At 60.4% G+C, this 19,972-nt stretch carries 21 protein-coding genes; 4 read left to right on the top strand and 17 right to left on the bottom strand.

Annotated elements, in window-relative coordinates; genetic code table 11:
• Positions 1-19: 19 nt before the first annotated feature.
• Entirely contained in the window at positions 20-457 is a 438-nt protein-coding gene (locus KO538_RS12165) for a hypothetical protein (RefSeq protein WP_034752203.1), read from the top strand.
• A 167-nt stretch (positions 458-624) separates the two neighbouring features.
• On the opposite strand, the gene guaA is transcribed toward KO538_RS12165, so the two are convergent.
• From guaA to KO538_RS12145, 4 genes are all read right to left on the bottom strand, one after another.
• Positions 625-2,235, bottom strand: a complete 1,611-nt coding sequence (guaA, locus tag KO538_RS12160) for a glutamine-hydrolyzing GMP synthase (RefSeq protein ID WP_035818203.1) — start codon at positions 2,233-2,235, stop codon at positions 625-627.
• 66 nt (positions 2,236-2,301) lie between these two features.
• Entirely contained in the window at positions 2,302-3,762 is a 1,461-nt protein-coding gene (gene guaB / locus KO538_RS12155; protein WP_034752206.1) for an IMP dehydrogenase, read from the bottom strand.
• Positions 3,763-3,886: 124 nt separating this feature from the next.
• A complete protein-coding gene (locus KO538_RS12150) occupies positions 3,887-4,183 on the bottom strand; it encodes an RnfH family protein (protein ID WP_219328437.1) in 297 nt (98 codons plus the stop codon).
• The gene (locus KO538_RS12145; protein WP_034752216.1) at positions 4,176-4,607 is read right to left on the bottom strand and encodes a type II toxin-antitoxin system RatA family toxin; all 432 of its coding nucleotides are present in this window, start codon (positions 4,605-4,607) and stop codon (positions 4,176-4,178) included. The genes KO538_RS12150 and KO538_RS12145 overlap by 8 nt, the downstream gene beginning before the upstream one ends.
• A gap of 93 nt (positions 4,608-4,700) precedes the next feature.
• Here KO538_RS12145 and smpB point away from each other — a divergent pair, with 93 nt between their 5' ends.
• Positions 4,701-5,150 carry an SsrA-binding protein SmpB gene (gene smpB / locus KO538_RS12140; protein ID WP_034752217.1) on the top strand — a complete coding sequence of 150 codons (450 nt, stop codon included), beginning with the start codon at positions 4,701-4,703 and terminating at the stop codon, positions 5,148-5,150.
• A 305-nt stretch (positions 5,151-5,455) separates the two neighbouring features.
• On the opposite strand, the gene KO538_RS12135 is transcribed toward smpB, so the two are convergent.
• From KO538_RS12135 to KO538_RS12120, 4 genes are all read right to left on the bottom strand, one after another.
• On the bottom strand, positions 5,456-5,764 hold the full coding sequence (locus KO538_RS12135) for an H-NS family nucleoid-associated regulatory protein (RefSeq protein WP_010397665.1): 309 nt from the start codon (positions 5,762-5,764) through the stop codon (positions 5,456-5,458).
• Between the two features lie 611 nt (positions 5,765-6,375).
• Positions 6,376-7,320 carry an SPFH domain-containing protein gene (locus tag KO538_RS12130; RefSeq protein ID WP_034752220.1) on the bottom strand — a complete coding sequence of 315 codons (945 nt, stop codon included), beginning with the start codon at positions 7,318-7,320 and terminating at the stop codon, positions 6,376-6,378.
• A gap of 15 nt (positions 7,321-7,335) precedes the next feature.
• Positions 7,336-7,752: an NfeD family protein gene (locus KO538_RS12125; protein WP_219328436.1), complete on the bottom strand. Its 417-nt coding sequence runs from the start codon at positions 7,750-7,752 to the stop codon at positions 7,336-7,338.
• A gap of 177 nt (positions 7,753-7,929) precedes the next feature.
• On the bottom strand, positions 7,930-8,427 hold the full coding sequence (locus tag KO538_RS12120; RefSeq protein ID WP_034752224.1) for a Dps family protein: 498 nt from the start codon (positions 8,425-8,427) through the stop codon (positions 7,930-7,932).
• Between the two features lie 184 nt (positions 8,428-8,611).
• On the opposite strand from KO538_RS12120, the gene KO538_RS12115 reads away from it, so the two are divergent.
• Entirely contained in the window at positions 8,612-9,580 is a 969-nt protein-coding gene (locus tag KO538_RS12115; protein WP_219328435.1) for an IS1595 family transposase, read from the top strand.
• Between the two features lie 60 nt (positions 9,581-9,640).
• Here KO538_RS12115 and ppsA read toward each other — a convergent pair whose 3' ends face one another.
• Entirely contained in the window at positions 9,641-12,073 is a 2,433-nt protein-coding gene (gene ppsA, locus KO538_RS12110; protein ID WP_219328434.1) for a phosphoenolpyruvate synthase, read from the bottom strand.
• A 152-nt stretch (positions 12,074-12,225) separates the two neighbouring features.
• On the opposite strand from ppsA, the gene KO538_RS12105 reads away from it, so the two are divergent.
• Positions 12,226-13,074 (top strand): pyruvate, water dikinase regulatory protein, encoded by an 849-nt coding sequence (locus tag KO538_RS12105; protein ID WP_034752226.1) that lies wholly within the window; start codon positions 12,226-12,228, stop codon positions 13,072-13,074.
• Positions 13,075-13,109: 35 nt separating this feature from the next.
• Here KO538_RS12105 and KO538_RS12100 read toward each other — a convergent pair whose 3' ends face one another.
• The 8 genes from KO538_RS12100 to KO538_RS12065 all read right to left on the bottom strand — a co-directional run bounded on the left by KO538_RS12100 (position 13,110) and on the right by KO538_RS12065 (position 19,957).
• Complete coding sequence (locus KO538_RS12100) at positions 13,110-14,312, bottom strand: aminotransferase class V-fold PLP-dependent enzyme (RefSeq protein WP_219328433.1); 1,203 nt, start codon at positions 14,310-14,312, stop codon at positions 13,110-13,112.
• Positions 14,313-14,323: 11 nt separating this feature from the next.
• Positions 14,324-15,109 (bottom strand): RNA methyltransferase, encoded by a 786-nt coding sequence (locus tag KO538_RS12095; RefSeq protein ID WP_058049460.1) that lies wholly within the window; start codon positions 15,107-15,109, stop codon positions 14,324-14,326.
• Complete coding sequence (rnhB, locus tag KO538_RS12090) at positions 15,106-15,744, bottom strand: ribonuclease HII (RefSeq protein ID WP_070304017.1); 639 nt, start codon at positions 15,742-15,744, stop codon at positions 15,106-15,108. The genes KO538_RS12095 and rnhB overlap by 4 nt, the downstream gene beginning before the upstream one ends.
• Positions 15,745-15,781: 37 nt before the next feature.
• Positions 15,782-16,966 (bottom strand): lipid-A-disaccharide synthase, encoded by a 1,185-nt coding sequence (gene lpxB / locus KO538_RS12085; protein ID WP_219328432.1) that lies wholly within the window; start codon positions 16,964-16,966, stop codon positions 15,782-15,784.
• Positions 16,950-17,741: an acyl-ACP--UDP-N-acetylglucosamine O-acyltransferase gene (lpxA, locus tag KO538_RS12080; protein WP_219328431.1), complete on the bottom strand. Its 792-nt coding sequence runs from the start codon at positions 17,739-17,741 to the stop codon at positions 16,950-16,952. Before lpxA ends, lpxB begins: the two co-directional genes overlap by 17 nt.
• 1 nt (position 17,742) lies before the next feature.
• Positions 17,743-18,237 (bottom strand): 3-hydroxyacyl-ACP dehydratase FabZ, encoded by a 495-nt coding sequence (fabZ, locus tag KO538_RS12075; RefSeq protein ID WP_034752234.1) that lies wholly within the window; start codon positions 18,235-18,237, stop codon positions 17,743-17,745.
• Positions 18,234-19,289, bottom strand: a complete 1,056-nt coding sequence (lpxD, locus tag KO538_RS12070) for a UDP-3-O-(3-hydroxymyristoyl)glucosamine N-acyltransferase (RefSeq protein WP_219328430.1) — start codon at positions 19,287-19,289, stop codon at positions 18,234-18,236. Before lpxD ends, fabZ begins: the two co-directional genes overlap by 4 nt.
• Positions 19,290-19,438: 149 nt before the next feature.
• Positions 19,439-19,957, bottom strand: coding sequence for an OmpH family outer membrane protein (locus KO538_RS12065; RefSeq protein ID WP_051991282.1), 519 nt, complete (start codon positions 19,955-19,957; stop codon positions 19,439-19,441).
• Between the last annotated feature and the right edge of the window lie 15 nt (positions 19,958-19,972).

The following is a 19,972-nucleotide window of genomic DNA, read 5'->3' as shown; positions in this document are numbered from 1 at the left end:
ACCATTGAAAGCAAACACCATGACGAGCACCCACGCGCCCCTCTCCATCTCCCTGCAATGCCTGGGCAACGCTGGCTGCGTCTATGAGCGCAAGCCGATCGACGTGCTGGTCACCATCCGCAACGATGGCAGCCGCGATATCGGTTTTCCGCTCGACTACCTGCGCAAGTCGGGCCCGATCGTCAAATTCATCGACACCGATACCGGCGCCGTTACCTACGCCCGCCGCGGCCTGGCCAATCCGGCGCTGAAGACGAAATTCACCACGATCGCGCCAGGCGCCTCGATTTCCATGGAAATCGATATACACCCAACCGACATTGAAACGTTTCGCATCAAAAGAGTCGATATCAGCGTGGAGGTGATATTGAAGGGCGACATACGCATCGATGGCGAAACGGAGCTGCAGGACTACCAGGGCGGCGCGAAGATCCGCATCTTTGAAAAAGAGGAGTGAGACGATAGGCTGCGATGACAGACACTGCATGACCCGCCATGCTCGTCTCGGTCTGACGGCAATGTGCTGGCCGGTGGCCCGTACCTTACAAAAGCAAAAAGCCCCTGAAAAATCAGGGGCTTGGCTGTTTCATTGGCCGGCGCTACCTTACGCTGCCGGACGGGAAATTATTCCCACTCGATGGTCGCCGGCGGCTTGCCCGAGATATCGTAGACGACGCGGTTGATGCCGCGCACTTCATTGATGATGCGGTTCGAGACCTTGCCCAGCAGGCTGTGCGGCAGGTGTGCCCAGTGGGCCGTCATGAAGTCCTGCGTTTGCACGGCGCGCAGGGCCACCACGTATTCGTAGGTGCGGCCGTCGCCCATCACGCCCACCGATTTGACGGGCAGGAAGACGGCAAACGCCTGGCTGGTCGCTTCGTACCAGTTGGTCGGAACGCTATCCTGGTCGAAACCAGGAACCACGACCGGCTCATACGGCGTGTTGCGCAGCTCTTCGATGAAGATGGCGTCGGCGCGGCGCAGCAGGTCGGCGTAGTCTTTCTTGACTTCGCCGAGGATGCGCACACCGAGGCCCGGGCCCGGGAATGGGTGGCGGTAGACCATGTCATGCGGCAAGCCCAGGGCCACGCCCAGTTTACGCACTTCGTCCTTGAACAGTTCGCGCAGCGGCTCGAGCAATTTCAGCTTCATGGTGTCCGGCAAGCCGCCCACGTTGTGGTGGCTCTTGATGGTCTGGCCTTTTTTACCTTTGCCGGCCGATTCGATCACGTCCGGGTAAATCGTGCCTTGCGCCAGCCATTTGGCGTTGACCAGCTTGCCCGATTCGACCTGGAAGACTTCGACGAATTCGCGGCCGATGATCTTGCGCTTTTGCTCAGGATCGGTGACGCCGGCCAGGTGGCCCATGAACTGCTCTTCCGCATCGACGCGGATGACTTTCACGCCCAGGTTCTTGGCGAACATGTCCATCACCATTTTGCCTTCGTCCAGGCGCAGCAGGCCGTGGTCGACGAAGACGCAGGTCAGCTGGTCACCGATGGCGCGGTGGATCAGCGCTGCCGCGACGGAGGAATCGACGCCGCCGGACAGGCCCAGGATGACATCGTCGGTGCCCACTTGCGCGCGGATCTTTTCCACCGCTTCGCTGATGTAATCGGGCATGTTCCAGTCCGACTTGCAGCCGCAGATTTCATGCACGAAACGGCCGAGCATGGCCTTGCCCTGCACCGTGTGCGTCACTTCCGGGTGGAATTGCACGCCGTAGAACTGGCGCTCTTCGTCGGCCATGGCGGCGATCGGGCAGCTCGGAGTGTTGCCCATCAGTTTGAAGCCTGGCGGCATTTCCAGCACCTTGTCGCCATGGCTCATCCACACTTTCAGCATGCCATGGCCTTCGTCGGTAACGAAGTCGGCAATACCGTTGAGCAGCTTGGTATGGCTGCGGGCGCGCACTTCGGCGTAGCCGAATTCGCGCACCAGACCGTTTTCCACTTTGCCGCCCAATTGAGCCGCCATGGTTTGCATGCCGTAGCAGATGCCCAGCACGGGCACGCCAAGCTCGAACACGGCTTGCGGCGCGCGCGGCGAGTCGCCGTCCAGGGTGGAATTGTGGCTGCCCGACAGGATCACGCCGGCGGCACCGTAGTTGCGCACGAACTCGTCGCTGACGTCATACGGGAAGACTTCGGAAAACACGCCGGAATCGCGCACGCGGCGGGCGATCAACTGGGTGACTTGGGAACCGAAATCGAGAATGAGGATTTTAGAATGCATGATGGGGACTTTATCTGAGGTCATTACAAAACCGGCGCACTAGGCGCCGGTCTGGTGTGTCGCTATTTACTCGGAACGGTAATTCGGCGCTTCCTTGGTAATCTGCACATCATGGACATGCGACTCGCGCATGCCGGCCGAGGTGATTTCCACGAATTCCGCTTTTTCGCGCAGTTCGTCGATGGTGGCGCAACCGCAGTAACCCATCGATTGACGCACGCCGCCCACCAGCTGGAAAATGATCGCCAGCACGCTGCCCTTGTAGGCGACGCGGCCTTCGATACCTTCAGGCACGAACTTGTCGGCCTTCATGGTGGCGTCCTGGAAATAGCGGTCAGCCGAACCATCGGACATCGCGCCCAGCGAACCCATGCCGCGGTACGATTTGTAGCTGCGGCCCTGGTACAGGATCACTTCGCCCGGTGCTTCTTCCGTACCGGCAAACATCGAACCCATCATGACGGTCGAGGCGCCAGCGGCCAGCGCTTTCGAGATATCGCCCGAGAAGCGGATACCGCCGTCGGCGATACATGGCACGCCCGTGCCTTCCAGTGCTTCGGCCACATTCGAGATGGCCGTGATTTGCGGCACGCCTACGCCAGCGACGATACGCGTGGTGCAGATCGAGCCAGGACCGATGCCGACCTTGACCGCATCGGCGCCGTATTCGACCAGCGCCTTGGCGGCAGCGGCCGTAGCGATATTGCCGCCAATCACTTCGACTTGCGGATACTTGGTCTTGATCCAGCGTACGCGGTCGAGGATGCCTTGCGAGTGGCCGTGGGCCGTGTCGACCACCAGCACGTCGACGCCGGCAGCGACCAGCAGGTCGATGCGCTCTTCATCCTTGGCGCCCACGCCGACGGCAGCGCCGACCAGCAGTTTGCCCTGGCTGTCTTTCGACGCGAATGGGTGCGAGGTCGACTTCTGGATATCCTTGACGGTGATCAGGCCGCGCAACTCAAACGCGTCGTTGACGACCAGCACGCGCTCGAGGCGGTGCTTGTTCATCAGGCGCTTGGCTTCGGCCGTATCGGCGTCTTCCTTGACGACCACCAGCTTTTCGCGCGGGGTCATCTTGGCGGAAGCTTCCGCGTCGAGTTCCTGCTCAAAACGCAAATCGCGGTTGGTGATGATACCGACGACTTCCTTGCCTTTAACGACAGGGAAACCGCTGATGCCGTATTGTTCCGTCAGCGCGATCACGTCGCGGATTTTCATTTCCGGCGGAATCGTGATCGGATCACGCAGCACACCTGCTTCGAAACGCTTTACGCGGGCCACTTCACGTGCCTGGTCCTTCGGATTCAAATTCTTGTGGATGATGCCGATGCCGCCTTCCTGGGCCATCGCGATCGCCAGACGGGCTTCCGTCACCGTATCCATGGCTGCGGACAGCAAGGGAATATTCAGGGTGATGTTGCGGGTCAGGCGAGTTTTGAGGGACGTATCGGCGGGCAGAACGTTGGAGTAGGCTGGGACGAGCAGCACGTCATCGAATGTGAGTGCTTTTTGAAGTAGACGCATAGCATTTCCTATTGGCGCAAAAGCAGATTATACAGAAAAAAGCGCCCTCCGTCCTTGCAGCATAGAAAAGATATTTGAAAATAGCCAAAAATGGCGCGCGCCAGGCAGCGGCCACCCTGCCCGCTCAGCCCTTGGCAGGCTTGCCGCCAGCCCTGCGCCGGCGCGCCTCTTTCGGGTCCGCCTGCAAGGGACGGTACACTTCCACCCGGTCATGTTCGTGCAATACCGTATCGAGCGGCTTCTTCTTGCCATAAATGCCCACCATATTGACGGCAAGGTCGATGCCGGGGATGGCCTGCAGCAAGCCGCTCTGCGCCACCGCCTGTTCGATGGTGGTGCCTGCAGGCACCGTCAAGGCGCGCAGGAAGCTGCTATCCGGCAAGGCGTGGCAGACTTGCACGTGGATGCTGGCGTCAGCCATACACGGTCTCCGCGCGCTTGCAGAAGGAATCGACCATGCTGTTGGCGATCATGCCGAAGACGGGGCCGATGATCTGCTCGAGTACGCGGCTGGAAAACTCGTAGTGCAGGTCCAGTTCGATCTTGCAGGCATCTTCACGCAGGGCCTTGAAGGTCCACACGCCATCTAGGGTCTTGAAAGGGCCGTCCACCAGCTTCATCTTGATGGATGACGGCGGCACGTTCTCGTTGGACGTGGTGAAGCTTTGGCGAACGCCGTGGTAATGTATGCCCACGCTGGCGACAACCGTGTTCTCGCCCCGCTCGCGAATCTCGACCGCACCGCACCAGGGCAGGAATTTGGGATAATCCTCCACCGCCGCCACCAGCGCGAACATTTGTTCGGCGCTATAGCCGAGAAAAACTGATTTATGTACTACTGCCATTGAAGAACCATTTGCTATGATGTTGGATACATTTGATTTTATCGCGCTTGCGCGAGACAGTAGTTTAACCGACCCGCGCACATTTACCATCTCATGACCATAGCAGACAACAGAAAAGCCTTCCACGACTACTTTATCGAGGATCGCTACGAAGCGGGCATCGTGCTGGAAGGCTGGGAAGTCAAAGCCATCCGCGACGCCCGCGTACAAATCAAGGAAGCCTACGTCGTCGTCCGCGGCGATGAACTCTTCCTGTTCGGCGCGCACATCAGCGCCCTGCCGACCGCCTCCACCCACATCCATCCGGAAGCCGTACGCACGCGCAAGCTGCTGCTGCACCGCACGGAAATGGATAAACTGATCGGCAAGGTGGAACGCTCCGGATACACCCTGGTCCCGCTCAACCTGCACTACAAGGGCGGCCGCGTGAAATGCGAAATCGGCCTGGCCAAAGGCAAGAAGCAGCACGACAAACGGGCTGCGGAACGCGACCGCGATGGCGCGCGCGAAGTGCAAGCGGCAATGAAATCGCACCGCCGCTGATCCGGCACTGCGCGCAGCGTGCTGCGCCAATACCAACAAGCCCGGCTATATGCCGGGTTTTATTTTGCCGATTGCCTGCGGCAAGCGGAAATGCACAACGTAACGGGATAAAAACAGGGAAAGGAAGAGATACGGCGGAAATAAGACTGGTATTGACGAAAATACCGGGAAGATAAGCGATGTGAATCAGCTTTGCCTGCCTGGCCAAAGACGATCACGAGGAAAGTTCCGGATGCTTGCGTGCTGCCTGGTATTACCCCTGCACTACTCCACAGGACAAGCATCCGAATGAATGGCGTATTACATTACACCTTCAGCAGATCACGCGACTTGCCCGAATCGGTCCATTCTTTGACCCATTTCGGTTGACGGCCACGGCCAGTCCATTGTTGCGTCGCATCATCCGGATTGCGATAGCGCACTGCAACCGTGCCGGTTTTAGCGCGGATACCCGTACCAACCAGATCTTTCACGGAAACGCCGACGCTCTGAGCGATCGCCAGGATTTGTTCGCGCGCCTTGGACAGATCGTCCTGTTCGCGTTTCTTCATTTGCTTCTTGATGTCGTCCTGCAAGGTGCGCAGTTCGGACAGGGATAAGCTGGACAGATCCATGATATTTCCTTGTGTGAGTTGAAAAATATAACTGAACAGTTAAATTCTATCCAATTGTAACGCGACTGAGGTGATTTTTTTGAAGATTTGATTGTTTTTTACAATTCTTTTACCAAAAATCCTACTCCCCCCGGCTTTCAAGCGATGCTGTCTTCAACCAAGTGGGGCGGACATCACACACGGACCGTCTGCGCAAGCACCTCTGTTTTGTGCGGCGGCGATTCAATACAGCGCCATCGGCCGCATTTATTCTGCAGTATTTTTTGTTTCATTGCAATTTATAGTAATTCTAAATTGCAATTCAAAATATACATGAGGCCAATACTATCGGCCATCGCCCATCCGCCCCAAACCCCGCACCGGCATCCGTAGCGGACATCGGTGCAGCAGATTCTACTTCAATCAAAAAGATAAGCGTCGCACGACAGCATATAATCCCGAAAGTGCGCACAGCATAGCATAAAGAAAATATTTTCAACGTTACTGGTTCAAGCGCAGATACTCGATCCCTGCTGCCACCACATATTCCGGTAGCGCAAATGAAAACTGCCCGCCATATGGCGGGCAGTTTTGACGGCAAACTTGCTACCAGTTTGCTATTCGCCAGGCAATCAGGGAATAGCCACGCCGCCTTTCGGCTTCTGCGTTTTCACCACCTGCATCGCCGTGGCGATCAAACCGCTCATATCACCGAGATTGGCCGGCACGATAATCGAGTTATTCGTTTTCGCCAATTGCGCGAAGGCGCCCACATACTGCTCGGCTACTTTCAGGTTGACGGCATCTTCGCCGCCCGGCTCGCGGATGGCGGCTCCCACCTGGCGCAGCGCCTCGGCGCTGGCCTGCGCCAGCGCGACGATGGCCGTGGCCTGGCCTTCGGCGCGGTTGATCGATGCCTGCTTTTCGCCTTCGGAACGGGCGATAGCCGCTTCGCGCTCTCCGCTGGCGATATTGATCTGCTCCTGCTTGCGCCCTTCCGAAGCGGCAATCAGCGCGCGCTTTTCGCGCTCGGCCGTAATCTGCGCCTGCATCGCATGCAGGATTTCCTTGGGTGGCGTCAAATCCTTGATTTCATAACGCAATACCTTGACGCCCCAATTCGCCGCCGATTCATCGATGGCATTCACGATGGCTGTATTGATATGGTCGCGTTCTTCAAATGTCTTGTCGAGCTCCATTTTACCGATTACCGAGCGCAAGGTCGTTTGCGCCAATTGCGTAATGGCGGCAATATAATTCGACGAACCATACGAAGCACGCATGGCATCGGTAATCTGGAAATACAGAATGCCATCGACCTGCAATTGCGTATTGTCGCGCGTGATGCACACCTGCGGCGGCACGTCGAGCGGAATTTCCTTGAGCACATGCTTGTAAGCGATACGGTCAACAAAAGGCACGACAATATTCAGGCCGGGGCCCAATACCGCATGGAACTTGCCCAGGCGCTCCACCACCCAGGCATGCTGCTGTGGCACGACATTGACCGTCTTGAAGACAAATACCAACGCCAGCAATAACAAGATCAGCGACACGCTTCCGATACTTACTTCCATAATTTATTCTCCAGGTTATCCAACAATCAAACGGCTGCCACGCACGGAACGTATGGTGTAATGACCGGCCTGCGTATCGCTGCCGGGAATCAGTTCCACATCCCACAAGGCGCCGCGATACATGACGCGCGCCGCGCCATCGACCCAGTGCGCGACCGCCACGCTTTGGCCGATATCGAGATTCACATTCGGATCCTGCGCCGCATCACGCCGCGCCGCCTTGCCAAAACGGCTGCGCCGCAATAACAGGGTGGCCGCCACGCCGACAATAGCGGCCGTCAGGGCCTGCCAGCTGCCATTTCCGCCCGCCAGCGCCACCAATCCGCCCGCACTGACGCCGATGGCGATCATCAGCAGATAAAACGTGCCCGTAAACAGCTCCAGGATCAATACCGCGCCAGCCGCTACAAACCAGCCTACCCATTCAGCCATGATGCCTCCATCTTTGTGAATCCGAAAATAAAAAACCCCGCAGCCTATATAAGCGACGGGGTTTAATGCGCTGTACTGCCTGATATTATTCTTGCCAAACACCTATATACAAGCAGTCTAACGCAATTCCGGGTGGCGTCAATAGCCTGGGGCGAATTAGCGCCGCCAGCCCGGCAATTACTCTTCCAGCAGGCTGCGCAGCATCCACGCCGTCTTTTCATGCAAATCGAGGCGCTGCGTGATCAGGTCGGCCGTCGGCTGGTCATTGGCTTTTTCCAGCAGCGGGAACAGGCGGCGCGCCGTGCGCGCAGTCGCTTCCTGTGCCGACACCAGGTGGCTGACCATGTCCAGCGCCGGCGGCACGCCGTCGATTTCCTTGATCGAAGCCAGCTTGACGAATTCCTTGTAGGTGCCCGGCGCCGGATAGCCGAGGGCGCGGATGCGCTCGGCGATCAGGTCCAGCGCGGCCCACTGCTCCGTGTATTGCGTCATGAACATCAGGTGCAGGGTATTGAACATCGGTCCCTTGACGTTCCAGTGAAAATTATGGGTCATCAGGTACAAGGTGTAGCTGTCGGCCAGCAGGCCGGACAGGCCTTCCGCAATCTTCGCGCGGTCCGCCTCGGAAATGCCGATGTCGATCTTTGCAACTTTGCTCGGTTTCTTGCTTGCCATGTGAACTCCCGTTTCAATGTATTGGTGGAATCATTTTAGCTGATCTGGCGCAAGCCCATCGAATACTGCCGTGCGCCGCCTGGCAGGCATAAAAAAGGCTCTGTCATCGGCAAATAGGGGAAATGCCGAATCTTCCCTTGGTTGTGCTGTCTGACTCTGCATACTCACCCTGCAGGAGCAGATCATGCGGCCAGCCGAATGGATCACCTTGATTGCGCAGTTTGCTCACTTGAGCCAACGCCAGCGGCAGGCAGGCATTGCCCTGCTGCATGGCAACGCGCCACACGACGCGACCGTCGCGCTGCTGGAAAGTGTGGCGCAGCCGCGATTGGCCTGTCCCGCCTGCCACTCGTCTCACCTGCACCGCCATGGCCATGCGCACGGACTGCAGCGCTACCGCTGCGTGCCGTGCGGGCGTACCTTCAATGCGCTCACCGGCACGCCACTGGCCCGTTTGCGCCATAAATCGCTGTGGGTTGAGTATGCCGATTGCATGCTGGCATCGGATTCCGTGCGCAAGGCGGCGAGCCAACTGGGCGCACACCGCAACACCACGTTTCGCTGGCGCCACCGGTTTTTGTCGCTGGCAAAGGCGGACGGGCCCCATGGTCTGCACGGTATCGCCGAGGCCGACGAGTTATATCTGCTGGAATCGGAAAAGGGAGCGCGGCAGATGACGCGTCCGGCGCGCCGCCGGGGCGGTCATGCGCACCAGCGCGGCATATCGAATGAACAGGTCTGCATTCTGGTGGCGCGCGACCGCACGGGACAAACTCTCGATTTCGTCACGGGCAAAGGGGCGCTGACCAAGGCGCGGTTGCGCCACTGTTTGTTACCCATGATCGACAAGGATGTCTTGTTGGTCACCGACGGCCATGCGGCCTACCGGGCCTTTGCTCGGGAAGCGGGTATCAGCCACCAGGCCGTCAACTTGCGCGCCGGCATCCGCGTGCAGGGCGCCGCCCACGTGCAAAACGTCAATGCGTATCACAGCCGTTTGCGGCAATGGCTGGGGCCGTTTCATGGCGTGGCGACGCGCTACCTGCCGAACTACCTGGGATGGCGCTGGATACTCGACGCCGGGCGTATCCGGTCGCCTGAAACGTTATTGAAAGCAACATTGGGCGCATTCCCACACCTGACGGTGACATAGCCTAAAAAAAACCCGCTGCCGGGTGAGCGGCAGCGGGTTTTCAGACGGCGGTAAAGATGCTTACGCTTTCAGCGCAGCGAGCTTTTGCCAGGTATCGATCACCGAGTCGGGATTCAGGGACATCGATTCGATGCCCTGCTCCATCAGCCAGACGGCGAAGTCAGGGTGGTCCGAAGGACCCTGGCCGCAAATGCCGATGTACTTGCCGCGTGCCAGGCAAGCCTTGATGGCTAGGGCCAGCAGGGCTTTCACGGCAGGATCGCGCTCGTCGAAGTCGGCGGCCAGCAATTCCATGCCGGAATCGCGGTCCAGGCCCAAGGTCAGCTGGGTCAGGTCGTTCGAACCGATCGAGAAGCCGTCGAAATGGTCGAGGAACTGGTCGGCCAGGATGGCGTTCGACGGTACTTCGCACATCATGATCACGCGCAAATCGTTTTCGCCGCGCTTCAGGCCATTCTTTGCCAGCAGGTCGATGACTTTCTCGGCCTGGCCCAGGGTACGCACGAATGGCACCATGATTTCCACGTTCGTCAGGCCCATGTCGTTACGCACGCGCTTCATCGCTTCGCATTCCATGTTGAACGCTTCGGAGAAGTCGGCAGACAGGTAGCGCGCCGCGCCGCGGAAGCCCAGCATCGGGTTTTCCTCGTCCGGCTCGTAGCGCGAACCGCCGATCAGCTTCTTGTACTCGTTCGACTTGAAGTCGGACAGGCGCACGATGACTTTTTTCGGCCAGAACGCGGCGGCGATGGTGGCGATGCCTTCTGCCAGCTTGTCGATGTAGAACGCCTTCGGCGAAGCGTGGCCACGGGCCACCGATTCCACGGCCTTTTTCAGGTCGGCGTCGATGTTCGGGTACTCGAGGATCGCGCGCGGATGCACACCAATATTGTTATTGATGATGAATTCCAGGCGCGCCAGGCCCACGCCCGCATTCGGCACGGACTGGAAGTCGAACGCTAGCTGCGGATTGCCGACGTTGAGCATGATCTTGGTGTCGAGCTTCGGCAATTCGCCGCGCGACACTTCCGACACTTCCGTTTCCAGCAAGCCATCGTAGATCTTGCCTTCGTCGCCTTCGGAACACACGACGGTGACGAACGTGCCGTCTTTCAGCACGTCGGTCGCGTCGCCGCAGCCGACGACGGCAGGCACGCCGAGTTCACGGGCAATAATTGCAGCGTGGCAAGTACGGCCGCCACGGTTGGTGACGATGGCCGATGCGCGCTTCATGACAGGTTCCCAGTTCGGGTCCGTCATGTCGGCAACGAGCACGTCGCCTGGCTGCACACGCTCCATGTCGGCCGGGTCGTGAATCACGCGCACGGGGCCGGCGCCGATCTTCTGGCCGATGGCGCGGCCGGACGTCAGCACGGTGCCCGTGCTTTTCAGCTTGAAACGTTCCTGCACGTCGGTCGCCTTTTGCTGCGACTTGACGGTTTCAGGACGCGCTTGCAGGATGTACAGCTTGCCGTCGCGGCCATCCTTGCCCCACTCGATGTCCATCGGACGGCCGTAGTGGTTCTCGATGATGACGGCGTATTTGGCCAGCTCCACCACTTCGCTGTCGTTCAGCGAATAGCGGTTGCGCATTTCGACGGGCACGTCGACGGTTTTCACGGAACGGCCAGCTTTCGCTTCGTTCGTGAATTCCATCTTCAGCAGCTTCGAGCCGATATTGCGGCGGATCACAGGCGACTTGCCTTTTTCCAGCATCGGCTTGTGCACATAGAATTCGTCTGGGTTGACGGCGCCCTGCACCACGGTTTCACCGAGGCCATAGCTGGAGGTGACGAAGACCACGTCCTTGAAGCCCGATTCCGTATCGATGGTGAACATCACGCCGGCCGCACCCAGGTCGGAACGCACCATGCGCTGCACGCCGGCCGACAAGGCCACTTCAGCGTGCGTAAAGCCTTTATGTACGCGGTACGAGATGGCGCGGTCGTTGTACAGCGACGCGAACACCTGCTTCATGGCCTCGAGCACATTATCGATGCCGACCACGTTCAGGAAGGTTTCTTGCTGACCAGCAAAAGAAGCGTCCGGCAAGTCTTCCGCCGTGGCGGAGGAGCGCACGGCAAACGACATTTCGGTATCGGAATCGGCCACCAGTTTGGCGTAGAACTGGTCGATTTCAGTGGCCAGGCGTGGCTGAAATGGCGTTTCCACGATCCATTGACGGATCTCGGCACCGGCTTGCGCCAGCGAACGTACGTCATCGATATTCAGCCCTTCGAGGCGCTGGGCGATGCGTTCGGCCAGCGGCAAGCCGCCGTTGGCGCTATACGACAGGAAATCGCGGAATGCCTGCGCCGTGGTGGCAAAGCCACCGGGCACGCGCACGCCGGCTTCCGCCAGTTGGCTGATCATTTCGCCCAGGGAGGCGTTCTTGCCGCCGACGGATTCGACATCCGTCATGCGCAAATGCTCGAACGAGGCAACATACACCGCGTCCTTGTCTTCCTGCTGTTGCGATACTGCGTTGGTCATAATGACACCCTTACTGATGATAGAAATCTTTACGCGCGGCGCACAGACAGTCTTCTTGTTATTCTTGGCGTCGTGCAGCACAATCATACCGTTGCAGCCATTTTACCTTGTGCGGCGCAAATTGACGACGCACAATCTTGATCCGAAAACCCATGACACAAGAACCACGCCCTCCTCTGCCCTCCGCGGCCCGCACCGTCTTCTTCGTTTCCGACGGCACCGGCATCACCGCCGAGACGTTCGGCCACTCGGTGCTGACGCAGTTCGATCTGCGCTTCCGCCAGATCCGCCTGCCCTTCATCGACACCATGGACAAGGCCCATGAGGCGGCGCGCAAGATCAACGAAGCGTTTGCCAGCGACGGCCAGCGTCCGATCATTTTCTCCACCCTGGTGAAGAACGACCTGTCGGCCGTGATCCGCAAGTCCAGCGGCATGCACATGGACCTGATCCAGACCTTTGTCGCCCCGCTGGAGCAGGAACTGGGCGTGATGTCGACCCATACCATCGGCCGCTCGCACAACATCGTCGATAGCGAGGAGTACAAGAACCGCATCGAGGCGATCAACTATTCGCTGGCGCACGACGACGGCCAGTCGCACAAGAACCTGTCATCGGCCGATGTCATTCTGGTGGGTGTTTCACGCTCTGGCAAGACCCCGACCAGCCTGTATCTGGCCATGCAATATGGCATCAAGGCGGCCAATTATCCGCTGATTCCCGACGATTTCGAGCGCGACAAGCTGCCGTCGGCCCTGCTGGAATTTAAGAATAAAATTTTCGGATTGAGCATTACGCCCGAACGTTTGTCGGAAATACGCAACGAAAGACGCGCTGGCAGCAAGTATGCGGCCATCGAAAATTGCCGTTACGAGGTCAACGAGGCGGAAAAAATGATGAAACGCGAAGGTATCCGCTGGCTGTCGTCGACCACCAAGTCGATCGAGGAAATCTCCACGACCATCTTGCAAGAGATCAAGCCGAACCGCCGCGAATACTGAGAACACCTGACCAGACCTGCTGCGCGTCGGTTTTGTCAGGTGCGCGTTTCTGTAGACAGCACCGTCAGCGCGGCCACCAGCTGATCGAGTTCACCGGTGGTGGTCGTGATGGCGACGGTGGCGCGCACCACATCGGCATCGCCGATATTGCGCTGCACGGTAAAGACGCCGAAGCGCTGCAGCAAGGCTTGCTGCAACTCGCGCGCGCTCATGCCGTCGACGGCAAAGGCGACCAGCGCCGTGCCGCGCCTGGCATCGAGCGGCGACAGAATATGCACGCCGGGCAGTTGCGCGGCGCGGCTGACCCAGTAATTGCGCAGCCAGGCCAGGCGTTCGTTCTTGGCCGGCGTGCCGCCCAGACGCGCATGGAAATCCAACGCGGCAGGCGCGGCCAGGATGGCGCCGATCGGCGGCATGCCCATGTGCAGGCGGCTGCGGATATCGTCCAGCGGATAATCATCGTCGCCGTAGTGCGGCTCGATCTTGTGCAGCTGCGATGCGCGGATATACACGACACCGAGTCCCGCCGGCGCCCCCAGCCATTTGTGCAGATTGAAACCGGCGAAATCGATGCCCATGGCCTGCATGTCCACGTCGACCTGTCCCAGCGCGTGGGCGCTGTCGAGCAGCACGTCGATGCCGTGCTCGCGCGCCAGCGCCATGATGTCCCTGACCGGCAGTTGCTGGCCGTTGGCCGGCGTCACCTGCGACAGCAGCAGCAATTTTGGATTGACGGCCTGGCGCATGGCTTGCGCGTAACGGGCGATGATCTCGTCATCGCTGATGGGCAGGCTCAATGTGACTTGCGTGCTGGTGACGCCACGGCGCTGCGCCAGCCAGCGCATGGCCGTGCGCATGGCCGGATAATCGAGATTACTCCACAGCACCGTATCGCCGGGCGCCAGGGCGTGGTATTGCGTGATCAGCACCTGCATCGATTCGGTGCCGCTGCGGGTCAGCAGGATCTCGTGCGGCTGCGCGCCGATCAGCGCGGCGACGCGCTGGCGCAGGATATCCACATGCGTGCGCGTGAACTCGCCGCGCACGAAAGGGCTCAGTTGCTCGTTGGTGTAGCGCACGGCCTGTTCGAACGCCGCTTGCACGGGCGCGGCCATGGCGCCGAAATAGCCATGTTCGAGATTGACGATGGCGTCCGGCGGCGCGGGATACAACGCGGCTACCTGGCGCCACCAGGCCTCGTCACGTGCGGCACCATCGGCAAGCGGAGGAAAAGACATGGCTACCCTGTTCAGGACTGGCCCTGGCGCAGCTGCTCGAAGAAGCAGACGGCGGCGCAGGCGGCCACGTTCAGCGATTCGATCTGGCCCAGGTGGGGAATAACCACCTGGTGCGTGGCCATAGCCAGCAGGTCGTCGGCCACTCCCTGCCCTTCATGGCCGAACAGCCAGGCGACCGGTTGGCGCAGGTCGACGTCGTACAGCTGCTTTGTGGCGTAGCCGCTGGTAGCCAGGGTCGCCACCTTGGCGCCCGCAACGAGCGCGGCCAGGTCGACGTTTTCAAAGATATCGAGCACGAAGTGTGCGCCCATCGCCGCGCGCAGCACCTTCGGCGACCAGCAGAAGGCCGTGCCGGCGCTGCAGTAGACCTGCGTGATGCCGGCGGCCGCCGCGCTGCGCAAAATCGACCCCACGTTGCCCGGATCTTGCAGGTTATCGAGCAGCACGGCCGACACGCTCAGTGGCTGCGTGACGGCCCGTTCCGGCGTCTCGATGAGAAACATCACGCCTACGCCGTGTTCGACCTGGCTCACGGCGTTATACAGCGCATCGGGCAAGCCCAGTACATGCGCGCGCTGGCTTTCCAGCTGGCCGACGATGTCCGCCACTTCCGGATTGCGCAAGGCGCTTTCGCTGACAATGCACTGCTCCGGCATGCCGCGCAGCTGCAGGTACGACTGGCACAGGTGCACGCCGTCGAGCAGGGTGCGGCCGGACTTGCGGCGCGCCTGCGAACTGCCCGCCAGCTTCAGCAGATCCTTGTATTGCGCATTGTCGCGCGAAGTGATCGTCTTCATGCCGCCACCTCCTGTCCGCCAAACAGCGCGATCACATTGCGTACGGGCGCGAACGAGCGGCGATGCACGGGCGAGGCGCCGTGCAGGTGCAAACGCTCCAGGTGCAGCTTGGTGCCATAGCCCTTGTGCTGGTCGAAGCAGTACTCGGGATAGGCCGCATGCAGGTGCACGAGGGCCGCGTCGCGCGCCGTCTTGGCCAGGATCGAGGCGGCGGAAATCGAATCGACCTTGTCGTCGCCACCGACGATGGCCATGCCGCGTATCGGCATCACGGGACAGCGGTTGCCGTCGATCAAGGCCAGGGTCGGCACGGTGGCCAGGGCCTCGACGGCGCGGCGCATGGCCAGCATCGACGCCTGCAGGATGTTCAGGCGGTCGATCTCTTCTTCCGACGCTTCGGCGATGGCCCAGGCCAGGGCCTTGGCCTTGATCTGCGGCGCCAGCAGGTCGCGCTTGGCTTCGCTGAGTTTTTTCGAATCGCGCAAGCCGTCGATGGGCTGGTTCGGGTCGAGGATCACGGCGGCGGCGAACACGGGGCCGGCCAGCGGACCGCGGCCTGCCTCGTCGACGCCGCAGATGATTTCATCGAGCGAGAATGGCAAGTCGTCAAACAGGCCGGGATAGATATTTTTCACGTTGAATCTTTGGTAGGAACTGCGATTGAAACGGTGCTCACTTGCGGTTGGCGGCAATGACCTGCATGACGGCGTTGGCGCTTTCCTGCGCGCTGTCGCGCAGCAGGCTGTGGTGCATGTCCGTGAAGCGCTGTACCAGGCGCAAACGGCCTGGCACGTTGCTCAGCTGCTGCCACATGGCCTCGGCCAGCGCTTCGGGGCTGGCCGCGTTTTGCAGCAGCTCGGGCACCAGGTAATCGCGCGCCAGGATGTTCGGCAAACCGATCCACGGCTGGTAGCCCATGTGGCGCATGATTTCCCACGAGGCGCGCATCATCTTGTAGGCGATGACCATGGGCTTCTTGTACAGCGCCACTTCCAGCGACGCCGTGCCGGACGCCACCAGCACCGCATCGGCGGCGCAGATGGCCGTGTGCGAGCCGCCGTCCGTGAGCAATATCTCGACGTCCTGCAAGCCCGCTTCCGCTATCAATTGCAGAAAATACTGGCGCTGCTTTTCGCCGGCCATGGGGGCGACGAAACGCAAGGAGCGGTCGCGCGCCAGCAACAATTTGCAGGCGGTCACGAAAGCCACCGTATTGTATTTGAGTTCGCCCATGCGGCTGCCCGGCATCAGGGTCACGACATTCGCGTCTTCCGGCAAGCCCAGGACACGCCGCGCGGCCGCTTCATCGGGCTGCAACGGAATCATCTCGGCCAGCGGATGGCCGACATAGGTGACGGGCACGCCCGCCTTGCGGTAGATCTCTTCCTCGAACGGGAAGATCACCAGCATGTGCGACACGGCCTTGATGATTTTCTTGATGCGGCCACCGCGCCAGGCCCAGATCTGCGGCCCGATGTAATGCACGGTGGGGATACCGCCTTCCTTGAGCTGCTGTTCCAGTCCCAGGTTAAAACCCGGATAGTCGGCGCCGATGAAGACGGCGGGACGCTCGGCCAGCAGCTGGTCGCGCAGCGCGTTCTGGATGCCCTTGATCTCGCGGTAGCGGGGAATGATCTCGAACAGGCCACGCACGGTCAGCTTGTCGAGCGGCCAATCGGACACAAAACCCTGCTTGGCCATGTGCTCGCCGCCGATGCCATGGAAGCGCGCACCGGGCAGCTGCGGCACGAGGCCGGACAGCAGCCGGCTGGCCAGCAGATCGCCCGACACCTCACCGGCGACGATGGCGACATTAGCGACCGGCAGGTCGCTGGCATGGTCAGCGGACAATGCCACGCGACGCCACGCCAAGGAATTCGCGCATGGCGCGAATATGTTCCGCCACCTCGGGCGACGCTGCCGCTTCTTCTTCGAACAGGGCTGCCTTGGATTCTTCCAGGGTCAGTCCCGCGCGGTAGATGAGTTTATACGCGGTACGGATGCCGTTGATCTGTTCGCGCGTAAAGCCGCGGCGTTTCAAGCCTTCGATATTGACGCCATGCGCCTGCGCCGGATTGCCGTTCAACAGGACGAATGGTGGCACGTCCTGCGTCAGGCTGGTACTCATGCCGACAAAGGCGTGCGCGCCGATCTTGCAGAACTGGTGCACATTGGCGAAGCCGCTCATGATGACCCAGTCGCCGATTTCCACGTGGCCCGCCAGCTGCGCGTTGTTCGAAAAAATCGTGTTGTTGCCCACCAGGCAGTCGTGCGCCAGGTGCACATACGCCGAGATCCAGTTGTCATTGCCCAGGCGCGTCACACCGCCGCCTTGCACGGTACCCGTGTTGAAGGTGCAGAATTCGCGGATCGTGTTGCGGTCGCCGATTTCCAGGCGCGTCGCCTCGCCCGCCCATTTTTTATCCTGTGGCTGCGCGCCGATGGAGGAAAACTGGAACAGGTGGTTGTCGGAGCCTATCGTCGTGTGGCCGTCGATGACCACGTGCGGGCCAACCCTGGTGCCAGCGCCGATGCGCACGTGCGGACCGATGATGGTGTACGGACCCACCTCGACCGAGCTGTCGAGCTCGGCCTTCGGATCGATGACTGCCGTGGAGTGGATGGCCGCCATGTTACTGTCCCGCTGGCTGGCTCGCAGACTGGCTCGCATCTTGCGCGCTGCGGATGGTGCACATCAGTTCCGCTTCCACCGCCAGCTTGCCGTCGACCGTACCGACGGCCTTGTATTTCCAGATGCCGCGCGAGACGCGCAGGATTTCCACATCCATCTTCAGCTGGTCGCCCGGTTCGACAGGACGCTTGAAGCGCGCATTGTCGATGCCGACGAAGTACACGACCGAATTTTCGTCCGGTTTCACGCCCATCGACAGGAACGACAGCAGGGCCGCCGTCTGCGCCAGCGCTTCGATCATCAGCACGCCAGGCATCACCGGCTTATGCGGGAAATGGCCCTGGAAGAACTCTTCGTTGACCGTCACGTTCTTGATGGCGGTGATGGTCTTGTCCGCTTCCCAGTCCAGCACGCGGTCAACCAGCAACAGCGGGTAGCGGTGCGGCAGCAGCGATTTGATGGCGAGGATGTCGAGGGTCTTTTTTTCAGTAGTCATTTTTCGTCTTGCGTGGTCAGTGTTTTAATTGTTTTTTCAAGCGCGCGGATTTTCTCGCGCATGCTTGACAGGTTGCGCACGATGGCGGCGCTCTTTTCCCAGTCGGCGTTCTTCGCCAGCGGATAGAAGCCAGTGTACTGGCCCGCTTCGAGTATCGAACGCGAGACCATGCTGCCCGAGCCCACATGGACGCGGTCGGCGATGGTCAGGTGCCCCAGCACCATGGCGGCGCCGCCAAAGGTGCAGTACTTGCCGATGATGGCGCTGCCGGCCACGCCGACGCAGCCGGCCATGGCCGTATGGGCGCCGATATGGCAGTTGTGGCCGATCTGGATCTGGTTATCGAGCTTGACGCCATCTTCGATGATGGTGTCGGCCAGTGCGCCGCGGTCGATGGTGGTATTGGCGCCGATATCGACATCGTCACCGATCACCACCCTGCCCGTCTGCGGAATCTTGATGTACACGCCGCCTTCGTTGGCAAAGCCGAATCCGTCGGTGCCGATCACGGCGCCCGAATGGATGATGCCGCGCTGGCCGATCACGCAGCGCGCATGGAAAGTCACGTTGGCGAACAGCTGGGTGCCGGCGCCGATGACGGCGTCGCGGCCGATCACGCAGCCGGCGCCGATGACGCAGCCGGCGCCGATCACGGCACCCGCTTCGATCACGGCGCGCGGTCCGACCGAGGCAGTGGCGTCGACCCGCGCGCTGGCATCGACGATGGCGCTGGCGTGGATACCCACGGGCGCCTTGATCTCGGCCAGGGCGGCGAAGTACTGCGCCGCGCGCGCGAAATACACATAGGGATTCGGTGTGACGATGCGCGCGCCGGCGTAGTCGCCGCCGATCAGCGCGTCGTCGGCCGGCGTGAGTATCAGCGCCGCGGCGCCGCTCTGGGCCGCCTGTGCGCGGAATTTGCTATTGCTGAGAAAGCTGATGTGCGAAGCGCCGGCGTCAGCCAGCGGCGCGATCCCTGAAACTTCCAGGTTGGGATCGCCCGCCAACTGTCCGCCGAAGCGTTCGACCAATTCACCTAGTCGAGTGCCCATCGATATACCCTTATAAAAACGCCTGACTATGCCTACTGCGCGGCGCGATTTGCGGTCTCCGATGCTCACTGTGCATTCGCACAGCTCCGCTTCTCAACCACAACTCACATCCGCTCGCTACGGCACTGCCAGGCTTGAAACCGTTACTGTTACTTATCCAGCGCCTTCAAGACCTTGTCGGTGATGTCGATGCGCGGGCTGGCCCACAGGGCTTCCTGCAGCACGATGTCATATCCTTCGATATGCGCCATCTGCTGGATGATGGTGTTGGCTTTTTCCGCGATGGCGCTGCGCTCTTCGTTCGTGCGCTGGTTCAGGTCTTCGCGGAACTCGCGCTGGCGGCGCTGCAATTCCTTGTCCAGCTCGAAAAACTCGCGCTGGCGCTTGGCGCGCTCCGCCTCGCTCAGGGTCGGCATGTCCTTTTCCAGGGCCTCGTTGGCCACCTTGAAGCGGGCCGCCAGTTCCTGCACGGCTTTTTCGCGCGAGCGGAACTCTTCGGCCAGCTTGGCGCTGGCCAGCTTGGCCAGCCTCGACTCGTTATAAATACGTTCGCTGCTGATCCAGGCGATCTTCGACTCCTGAGCCTGCGCCTGCACCGGCAACAGCGAACTCCAGCACAATGCGATCACGGCAAGGGTCTTGGGCAGGGTAGCGGATGCGGTGTTCATGATACTCCATGGTCA

Source organism: Janthinobacterium sp. NKUCC08_JDC (genome assembly GCF_019345575.1).
GTDB classification, from domain to species: domain Bacteria; phylum Pseudomonadota; class Gammaproteobacteria; order Burkholderiales; family Burkholderiaceae_D; genus Janthinobacterium; species Janthinobacterium aestuarii.
This window is presented reverse-complemented; position numbering and strand designations above follow the sequence as displayed.